Below are 7,328 nucleotides of genomic sequence, written 5' to 3'. Positions count from 1 at the left end.
GGAAAGGTTCAGTTGACCTCTTGAAAGGAGGCTGACTTAAAGGTTGTCCCGTAAGTGATCTTGGAGTTGGCGTCGATGCGGAAGGCCGCTGTACGAACTCGCCTCTCATCCAGCGAGGTTGAGGTTGTGCAGGCGGGCGATGCCGAGCATGGCGTGGTGGACGCCATCGCCCTTGAGTCGGCAGTCGCGCAGGATCTTCCAGCCCTTCATCCGGGCGAAGGTGTGCTCGACGCGGGCTCGGACTCGCTTGTGGGAGCGGTTGTGTTCTTCCTTCCACGCCGGAAGGTCCTCGCCTTTGGTCCGCGGTGCGGGATGACCAGGCCCGTGCCCTGGTAGCCGCCGTCGGCGACGGTCATGGTCTTGCCGACCGCCGCCTTGGCTCCGGATTCCTCCCGGCCTCGGGAGTCATGGCGGTTGCCGGGCAGCGGCCGGCCGACCACGACGGCCAGGCGGGTGTCGGCATCGATGACGACCTGGTGGGCCGTGGGGTACCGGTAGTTCTTCGACTGCTCGGTGATCGAACGGTCGCGGGTGGGCACCAAGGTGCCGTCCACGATGAGCACGGTGTCCTTCGCGAACCGCTTGCGCGGCTGGAGCGCGAGGAGTGGGCCGAGGTGGTCGATGATCCGGTCCGCTGCCGACTTCGAGATACCGAACAGAAGGGCGAGCTGGCGCATCGTCAAGTTCGTGCGCCAGTAGTCGGTGATCAGCAAAGCTCGGTCTTCCAGAGGAAGACTCCACGGCCGCCCCTTGCGGACCGCATCCGCGCCCTGCCGCCGCAACAGTGTCACCAACTTCCGGAAAGAGCGCGGGCTCAGCCCGGTGAACGGGGCTTTCCAGGACGACTCCGACGCCGTGATCACACCAGCCACACCAACATCATGTCGTTCGTGGCCGACAGCTGCGAGAGGGCCCCTTGAATACGGCTCGGACGCCGAGGCGACAACAGTCATCACCGGAACGGGCCAGCTGGGGTCAGCCGGGACGGACCGTGCTCAGCCGCCGGGCCCACCGAGGAGAACCGTGCGTTCCCTTCGGAGCCAGGATTGCTCGGCCATCATCTCGGACGCATCGCCGCGGGCGAGGAACGTTACCCATGGCTCGTGGCCCTGCCGACCAAGTCGTTCGATGCGCTCAGTCTCGCGGGACTGGACGGCATCCAGGGCATCGAGTACGTCTGCCGGCCGTGCCCCGTAGGCGACGCAAAGGGCTTCGAGGCGGTTCCGAAGGGTGTGCTCACCGGCGATCGATGCTCTTCGCTGCTGCTCGACGGGGCGCAGCGGCACGGCGTACCAGGCCAGTTGCGCAAGGTCGTCGAGGGCGTGGCCGGGCGCTGCGAGGTCCCAGTCGATGAAACCGGCCAGGTGGTCGCCGTTCCAGATGGAGTTCCATGGACCGAGGTCTCCATGCTTGATGATCATGCCGGGACTCCAGGCGTCCTCCTGGCCCTGCCATCGTGCGTCGGCCGGCGGCTGGAAGTCCCGGACAGCGTCGTGGTATTCGCGCAGCCAGCACCCCAGTTCGCTGATTCCGAGGGTCGATCGCAGAGCCGACGGCCAAGGCGAGAACGCGGGTTCGCCGTGCACCAGAGACAGCACCTCATCGGTGCCGTCAGTGCCAAGGACCCGCGGAGCCCGAGTGAAGCCCACCGTTTCCAGGTGGGTCAACAAGGCGTGTACCGCGGACGTCCACTCGCCGACGGGCCGGCGGATCGTCTCTCCGACCCGCCGCACCGTGGTCACGCTGCCCTTGTCCGTAGCACCATCCTCGATCATCGGCTCAGCGTAGCCCTGCCGCCCACCTCATCGTCGTGGATATCGGCGCCCACGACAGCCAGCGCGACACCTCCATGGCAGGCACCAACCAGACCGTTGAGATCGCACTCCGCGCGGCCGCTGCCAGTTACGGGACAGCCCTTAAAGGGTGTTGCAGAATGCTGTGATCTGGGCATTTCCCTTGTATGCGTGAGGTGTTGAGGGCTGAGCCGTTGTGGGTGGAGACGTTCACGGGGCTGCGGATGAAGCAGTTCGAGGGTTTGTTGAAGGTGGTGCGGGAGCGGGGTGGCGACGGGCCGCGGATCGGGCGGCCGTGGTGTCTGCCGCTTGCCGATCGGGTGCTGGTGGTGGCGGTCTACTACCGAACCAACCTGACCATGCCGCAGCTCGCGCCGCTGTTCGGTATCTCGCCGGCCACGGTGTGCCGGGTCATCCAGCGGCTGCGGCCGCTCCTCGCGCTCGGGCCGGCCCCCCGCCCCGTCGATGCAGCGGACCGGCTGTGGATCGTGGACGGCACAATGATCCCGATCCGGGACCGCACGGTCGGTGCCTCAAGCCGCAACTACCGGTTCTCGGCGAACGTGCAGGTCATCATCGATGCCGACACCCGCCTGGTCGTGGCCACCGCCCGGCCGGCCCCGGGCAACAAGGCCGACGCCCATGTCTGGCGCACCTCCGGCCTGCCGGAGCAGTGTCAGGGCGTCACCGTGCTCGGCGACGGCGCCTACATCAACACCGGCCTGGTCGTCCCGCACCGCAAACGACCCGGCCGCCCTCTGCTGCCCGGCGAGGAAGCCGACAACAAGGAGCATCACCGGGTCCGCGCCCGGGTCGAGCACGCGATCGGTCGCCTGAAGAACTACAAGATCCTCCGTGACTGCCGGCAGCACGGCGACAGCCTCCACCACGCGGTCCAGGCCGTTGCACACATGCACAACCTCGCCCTGGCCGCATGATCAGAACAGCCCCAGTCGCACCCTGACCTGCAAAAACACGGCATTCTGCAACACCCTTTAGTTGCGGAAAGGTTCAGTTGACCTCTTGAAAGGAGGCTGACTTGGACGCCGTTTCTTATGGCGTGATCGTTCGTTGGGTTGAACCGTGCCTGACGGATCTGATCCAGCGGTTAGTGCCGGACGAGTTGTGGGTGCTGTTCCGGCGAGTCGTGCCGCCGACGGAGGTGAAACGCCCGCAGGGTGGTGGCCGTCAGCGGGCCGGGGATCGCAAGACCTTTGCGGCGTCATCGCTGGGTCGTCGACAGAACAGTGTCCTGGCTCACCGGATGCCGACGCCTGCACCGCCGCTACGAGCGTAAGGCCGAACACTTCCTGGCTTTCGTCGGCATAGTCGCTGCCCTCATCGGCTACCGCCGGCTCAGCATCTGAGCCGACCCAAGCCTGCTGTGTCGGTGGCAACCCATAGGGTGCGCGCAACATCTCGAAGGAGGAAGTCCCGTGGGTTTTTCGGGTCACCTGGTCTTTGCCCGTAGCAAGCGCCCGTTGCTAGAAGCACCCGTGTTCGACAGCATCCATCAGAAGCTCAAGGACACCGTGCAGGCGTGGTGTCCGCGACCGGGCGGTTGGCAGACCCTTCAGTTCGATCACGGACTTTGGGAGGACGATTACCTGTCCGCCCTGCTCGGATGGACCAGCGCACCGGCCTGCGTCGCAGACGTCTCCGACAGTGACATCGCCCTCGTGACCGGGCTGGGAACCAACAGTCAGCGTTGGCGGGCGTGGCTCAACCTGGACAACGCTGCGGCACTCCTCACCGAGGAGCCCGAGGGCCTGGACGATGTCAGCCTCTGGGTGGGCACACCCGAGTTCAATGAGGCGGTGACGCGCAAGCGCGCGGAACTCGACGTGGATGTACCAGCCGCCGCTGAAGGCGCCCTCGTCTGGGCCGTAGCGGCTGGGATTCCAGCCACAGCGCAGCAGCCCCGGATCGAAGAGCTGCTGCGCTCGCGGGAGACCTTTGCGGAGGACCTCTTCAGGGATCTGCTGGACGAGTTGGGCTTTCCCCGGGCTGCCCAACCCTCGCCAGAGCCATAAGAAACGGCATCTTATGTGGCAGTGGTCTCGTCCGTGTCCCGCAGCATGCGGTTTTCGTGGATGGCGGATCGCCAGCGGCCCTGGTCGGGCTGAAGGCGCAGCCGCACGCTCAGGTCGAGGGGTGTGCCCATCGGGGCAGCCGAGGCTGGTCGGGCGAGAGCGGGGAGAAGCTCAGGGGCGTCTGCGCGTGCTGCGCTGTCGGGAGCCGCGTCCCAGCTGACGTCCTGGGTCATCTCCTCCGACTGGTCGTCCTCCCGCTGGCGGTCCTCGATGTCCGCGAGGAACCAGAGGTTGTCGAAGATGACGCTGACCTTGTCGATCATCTCGGGCTCGACGTTGCGGATCCGTGCCGCCAGGTCGACGGCGAGGGCGTCGACAAGACCCACCCGGGGCAATCGCGTGCTGGAGAAGGCGTTGTGGATGGTGGCCCTTGAGGCCAGGGGCACTCGGTCGCCCTCCAGGGTGTCTTCCATGGACGTCAGCGTCGGGTACTTCGCGTAGACATGCAGTTGGTGCGGGGCGTTGTTCAGGGCCCGGTGGGCCTCTGCGGTCAGGATCGGCTTCTTCAGCCGTCCGGCACGCGCCATGCCCTACCCCCACGTCCAACTATGTCCAACGACGTCTCAAAGTAGTGCAGAACGACAGGTCGCGGCTGGTGTCTTCCAGGAATGTGACGGCATGGCAGATCGCCTGGGCCACGGGTGGACGCTACTTCTTTCGCACCGTGGGGACCGCCTGGTTCCCACATCGACTTCGTGGAAGAAGGAAGCCAGGCACCATGATCGCTCTGATACTCCTGGCCCTCCTCGTTGTGGCGCTGGTCATCTGGCGCGCCATGGACAAGGCCAAGGAGGACGAGGTCCCCAAGATCGCCAGGTTCGCCCTGACGGTGATCGTGATCCTCGTGCTCACCTACGTGGCCATCAGGCGTAGGGATGTTCCTTCGACCGCGCCACCGTCGCTCACGAAGCCTTGCTGCTCCCCGCCCCCGTGGGGATGTTTCCCGTTCGTACAGCTACTGGTTGGGGGCAGCCGTGCCTGCCCTCGCCCGCTCGAAGCGGTGCACGCCATCACCTGCCCACTGCGGAAAGCCTCGCCAATGCCCGGTTCTTGCTTGGATCCCGGCTTCGAATACCGGACCGCCGGCCGATCTTGTGGGGCCGGCGGCCCAGGTGTTTGACTTCTTCCCGTGACTCAAGGGGCAGGCACGTTCGGCGATCTCGGCCCGGTGGTCAGCCGACACGCGGTGGACCATCGGAAGCGTTGGATGAACGCGGGCTGGGCGCTGCTCATAGCGGTCCCGTCCGGCTGGCTGGGCGTGTGGGGCTGGTCCGCGACCGGGGAGGGGACGGCAGGCAGTAACAAGGCGATCGGCCTTCTGCTCGGTCTCGCGTTGGGGGCCTTCGCGGTTGCGGCGGCTCAGGTCACGGGGGCCCTGCGTGGCGAACGCGGTGAGTATTTCGAAGTGCGCCGCGGTGGCCTGGTCCACGGATCCCAGCGGGGAGCCGCAGGCTGGTCCTGGAACAGCGTCACCTCGTTGCACGTCGAGGGTGACGCGGTGAACCGTCTCGCGACCCGACTCGGCAACGGATTCCGCATCGTGATCGCCTTCGACGACGGCACCCGGCTGCGGACCGACGGGCTCACCGAACGCGCCGCCGACCTGGGACGCGCCCTGCTGACCCAGTGCCCGCATGTCGCCCTCGAACCGCGGGTCCCCTGGTACGGCCGCGCAGGCGGTTGGCTGCTGGCCGGGGCGGCGGCCTGCACGGCAGCGATCGCAGCGATGCTCTTCTACATCGCGGACCACCCGGACAAGGAAAAGCGGGTCTCCGCCGGTCCGGGCATGACCATGGTGCAGAGCACCGAAGCCGGCATCAGCGAGGCAGGCTACTTTTTGCTGGCCATGGGCATGCTGGTGTGTGCCGTCACGGCGATCGTCCTGGTCATCGCCTACGTGCGTGGCAGGGCGTATCGCTGAACCGCCTGCTGCACGACACCACGCCCTCGCCGTTGCGCGATCGCGGCGATATACCGGAAGCATGCCGCCGCGACGCCCGTATCCGAGTGATCTGTCCGATGCCCGCTGGGAGTTGATCGAGCCGGTGCTCTCGGCCTGGCGCTTCGAGCGCCGCGGCAGGGCCCTGGACTTCGGCCGGCCGGCCGAGCACGATCTGCGCGACATCATGGACGCGATCTTGTACGTGGACCGTACCGGGATCCAGGGGTACGGGGGCTGGTCGACGGCCGCCTCACGCGGGAACACCCCGCGGACGGACATGCGGATCCACGCAGGGCCGCCGCCGTACGGGCACTGACAGAGCAACAGAGATGGGGCCACGGGACGCTGAGACAACTGCGACAGCGAGTGACCCGCGCGTTCGAGAACGAACACAGACCACAGAGCGGTGAAGGGCGAAGTCAACAACTCGGTGGCGGCGCGGCGTTAGCCGGGACTAGCGGGAGCCCGTCGCTGGCTGCTGCTTGTAGAAGGACTCCTCCAGGTAGGCGGCCTCGTGCGGCTGGTAGGGCTCCTCCAGGTAGGCGGCCTCGTCTTCGTCGAGTTCGACGTCCACGGCGGCGAGCGCGTCGGACAGCTGGGCCGGCTTGGTGACCCCGACGATGGGCGAGGTCACCGCCGGGTTGCGCATGACCCAGGCCAGGGCGACCTGGGCCGGGGACAGGCCCCGCTTGCCCGCGATCTCGTGGACGCGCTCGGCTACTGCCTGGTCCCCGTCGCGGTAGAGGATCTTGCCGCCCGGGTCGGTCTCGGCACGCGTCGTGGCGGTGTTCCGGGTCCGGGTCAGCCTGCCCCGTGCCAGCGGGCTCCACGGGATCACGCCGATGCCCTGGTCGACGCAGAGCGGGAGCATCTCCCGCTCTGCTTCCCGGTGGATGAGGTTGTAGTGGTCCTGCATCGACACGAACCGGGTCCAGCCGTTCAGGTCAGCCAGGTACAGGGCCTTGGCGAACTGCCAGGCGTACATGGAAGAGGCTCCGATGTAGCGGACCTTCCCGGACTTGACCGCGTCGTGCAGTGCCTCGAGGGTTTCCTCGATCGGGGTGTCGTAGTCCCAGCGGTGGATCTGGTACAGGTCGATGTAGTCGGTCCCCAGTCGCCTCAGGGAGGCGTCGAGTTCGGCGAAGATCGCCTTGCGGGACAGCCCGGCGCCGTTCGGACCGGGGCGCATCCGCATCCAGACCTTGGTGGAGAGAACGACCTCCTCGCGCCGGGTGAAGTCCTTGACCGCCTGGCCGACGATCTCCTCGCTGCTTCCGGCGCTGTACCCATTGGCCGTGTCGAGGAAGTTGACGCCGCTCTCCAGGGCCTGCTTGATGATGTCCCGGCCGGCGTCCGCGCCCAGCGACCATGGCTCGCCGCCCCGGTCCGGCTCGCCGAAGCTCATACAGCCGAGGGTGATGGCGGAGACTTCCAGCCCGGTCGTTCCGAGTTTGCTGTATCGCATGCTTGCGAACCTAGGAGTTGGAGTGCGCTCTAGCG

At 66.8% G+C, this 7,328-nt stretch carries 6 protein-coding genes and 3 pseudogenes; 5 read left to right on the top strand and 4 right to left on the bottom strand.

The genetic code is table 11. The features are described 5' to 3' along the window. Window positions 1-105 precede the first annotated feature (105 nt). Both AAW13_RS11240 and AAW13_RS11235 read right to left on the bottom strand, forming a co-directional pair. Window positions 106-872, bottom strand: a pseudogene (locus AAW13_RS11240) (transposase). Window positions 873-995: 123 nt separating this feature from the next. Next, window positions 996-1,775 (bottom strand): phosphotransferase, encoded by a 780-nt coding sequence (locus AAW13_RS11235; protein WP_046733705.1) that lies wholly within the window; start codon window positions 1,773-1,775, stop codon window positions 996-998. A 185-nt stretch (window positions 1,776-1,960) separates the two neighbouring features. Here AAW13_RS11235 and AAW13_RS11230 point away from each other — a divergent pair, with 185 nt between their 5' ends. The 3 genes and pseudogenes from AAW13_RS11230 (at window position 1,961) to AAW13_RS11215 (ending at window position 3,826) form a co-directional block, all read left to right on the top strand. Then, window positions 1,961-2,731, top strand: a complete 771-nt coding sequence (locus AAW13_RS11230; protein WP_046733706.1) for an IS5/IS1182 family transposase — start codon at window positions 1,961-1,963, stop codon at window positions 2,729-2,731. Window positions 2,732-3,001: 270 nt separating this feature from the next. Beyond that, window positions 3,002-3,160, top strand: a pseudogene (locus tag AAW13_RS11220) (IS5/IS1182 family transposase); the annotation flags it as partial. Between the two features lie 129 nt (window positions 3,161-3,289). Next, entirely contained in the window at window positions 3,290-3,826 is a 537-nt protein-coding gene (locus AAW13_RS11215; RefSeq protein ID WP_240528598.1) for a hypothetical protein, read from the top strand. Between the two features lie 11 nt (window positions 3,827-3,837). Here the strand turns inward: AAW13_RS11215 and AAW13_RS11210 are convergent, their stop codons facing one another. Continuing rightward, window positions 3,838-4,413: a hypothetical protein gene (locus tag AAW13_RS11210; protein WP_046733708.1), complete on the bottom strand. Its 576-nt coding sequence runs from the start codon at window positions 4,411-4,413 to the stop codon at window positions 3,838-3,840. A 602-nt stretch (window positions 4,414-5,015) separates the two neighbouring features. Between AAW13_RS11210 and AAW13_RS11200 the strand changes: the two genes are divergently transcribed. Continuing rightward, on the top strand, window positions 5,016-5,807 hold the full coding sequence (locus AAW13_RS11200) for a hypothetical protein (protein WP_143144994.1): 792 nt from the start codon (window positions 5,016-5,018) through the stop codon (window positions 5,805-5,807). 61 nt (window positions 5,808-5,868) lie between these two features. Next, window positions 5,869-6,048, top strand: a pseudogene (locus tag AAW13_RS11195) (transposase); the annotation flags it as partial. A gap of 234 nt (window positions 6,049-6,282) precedes the next feature. On the opposite strand, the gene AAW13_RS11190 reads toward AAW13_RS11195, so the two are convergent. Then, on the bottom strand, window positions 6,283-7,293 hold the full coding sequence (locus tag AAW13_RS11190) for an aldo/keto reductase (protein WP_046733711.1): 1,011 nt from the start codon (window positions 7,291-7,293) through the stop codon (window positions 6,283-6,285). Window positions 7,294-7,328 lie beyond the last annotated feature (35 nt).

This window comes from Streptomyces humi, assembly GCF_001005085.2.
In the GTDB taxonomy this organism is placed as follows: domain Bacteria; phylum Actinomycetota; class Actinomycetes; order Streptomycetales; family Streptomycetaceae; genus Streptomyces; species Streptomyces humi.
Note: the sequence above shows the minus strand (reverse complement) of the source record. Positions and strands in the feature narration are given on the sequence as shown.